This window comes from Kitasatospora sp. NPDC059747 (assembly GCF_042732955.1).
GTDB lineage: Bacteria > Actinomycetota > Actinomycetes > Streptomycetales > Streptomycetaceae > Kitasatospora.
The window spans coordinates 53750-55449 of record NZ_JBHWGV010000012.1; the positions used below are offsets into that span (position 1 = coordinate 53750).

The window sequence follows — 1700 nt, forward strand, 5'->3', positions numbered from 1 at the left end:
GCGCGGTTACTCTCCTCACCACCTGCCCGCCCCACCAAACCACCCCCCCCGGCCCCCGCGCGCCCCCCCCGGGGGCGCCCGCGGCACGCCCACGGGAAGGCCGCTACAGGAAGGCCCCGTTCGGCAGGTACGGCGCCGGCGGCCGCATCCCGTGCAGGCCGACGTAGCCCCCGGGCTCCGGGCTGAGCCCCACCTCCAGGCCGACGTCCAGCGCCCACTCCTGCTCGGCGGTGAGGAAGTCCACCCGCGCCCGCACCCCCTCCGGCACCCGGGCCAGCGCCTCGCGCAGCAGCCGGGCGGCGATCCGCTTGGAGGTGGCGGCCAACAGCTTCACCTCGCCGCCGTCGCGGTAGCAGTAGCCGCTGCCGGCCAGCGCGTCGGCGATCAGCAGCTCCTCGAAGTGGCCGAGCATCAGCTCGTGGTCCGGCCCGTGCGCCGAGCCGCGCAGGCGCCGGTCCACCGAGTCCAGCAGGTGCAGGTGGGTCGCGTTGCCGCGGTGCACCGGGATGTCCCCGGGGTCGACCAGGCCGGCCCGGTCCACCCGGCCGTCCAGCCGCATCGCCGGGTGCAGCGTGAACCCGGCCAGCCGGTAGCGGCGGGCCGCCGCCGCGGACTGCGGCACGCACACCATCCCGCGCAGGCACCCGCGCCCGTGGGCCGCCGCCCGCTCCAGCAGCAGCCGCCCGACGCCCTTGCCCTGCGCGTGCGGCCGGACGGCGAACAGGGACGGCATCCACAGCCCCTCCCGGCGCATCGACAACACCACGCCGACCGCCTCCCCGGCGCTCTCGGCGAGCCAGCAGCCCGACGGATCCGTGCGGGCCAGGTGTCTGGTGCGCGCCGACTGGACCGGCGTCGGTGCCGCGCCCGGGGTGCCGGGCCCGGAGGCGGCGGACGAGGCGAGGGCGATCTCCTGGACGGCCTCCGCGTCGGCGGCGGTGTCCCTGACCTGGCGCAGGATCATGCCCACCATCCTGGCGTCCGCGGCGCCGCCGCGAGGCCGCTTCGCCCGGATCGGGGGCTCGGGCGGTGCCCGCTCCATCCGGGTTGTGCGAGCATGGGAACCGTAGGGGACGCGGGTGGCACACCCGGCCCACGGAAAATCCGCCGCCGAGAGGCCGCAAAACCACAGCCGTCAGGGAAATGAATCCGGACGGCCCTTGGTTGGCACTGGCGGCAGACCGTTCTCAAAGACCGGGAGAAAGCAGATGACCGTCCAGGACGAGACCACCGTAGAGAGTGGCATCCTCCTCACCGATGCCGCCGCGGGCAAGGTCAAGGCCCTGCTGGAGCAGGAAGGCCGCGACGACCTCGCGCTGCGTGTCGCCGTCCAGCCCGGTGGCTGCTCCGGCCTGCGTTACCAGCTGTTCTTCGACGAGCGCTCGCTCGACGGCGACGTCGTCAAGGACTTCGGCGGTGTGAAGGTCGTCACCGACCGGATGAGCGCCCCGTACCTGGGCGGCGCCACCGTCGACTTCGTCGACACCATCGAGAAGCAGGGCTTCACGATCGACAACCCGAACGCCACGGGCTCCTGCGCCTGCGGCGACTCGTTCAGCTAGGCCTCGGCGGCCCAGCGCTCGAACGACTGACGAAGGCGGGCCCGGGGGGGGCCCCCCGGGCCCCCGCCGGAGGGCCCCGGGAGGCGGGGGGGGCCGGGAGTAACCGGGGGCCGCCCCCCGGGCCCGCGGGGGGGCCCC

At 75.4% G+C, this 1700-nt stretch carries 2 protein-coding genes; one reads left to right on the top strand and one right to left on the bottom strand.

Translation table 11 applies throughout. From position 1 onward, the window contains the following. Window positions 1-103: 103 nt before the first annotated feature. On the bottom strand, window positions 104-964 hold the full coding sequence (locus ACFV4G_RS07910) for a GNAT family N-acetyltransferase (RefSeq protein ID WP_380437661.1): 861 nt from the start codon (window positions 962-964) through the stop codon (window positions 104-106). Window positions 965-1208: 244 nt separating this feature from the next. Here ACFV4G_RS07910 and ACFV4G_RS07915 point away from each other — a divergent pair, with 244 nt between their 5' ends. After that, window positions 1209-1562, top strand: a complete 354-nt coding sequence (locus ACFV4G_RS07915) for a HesB/IscA family protein (RefSeq protein ID WP_380437663.1) — start codon at window positions 1209-1211, stop codon at window positions 1560-1562. Window positions 1563-1700: the final 138 nt, after the last annotated feature.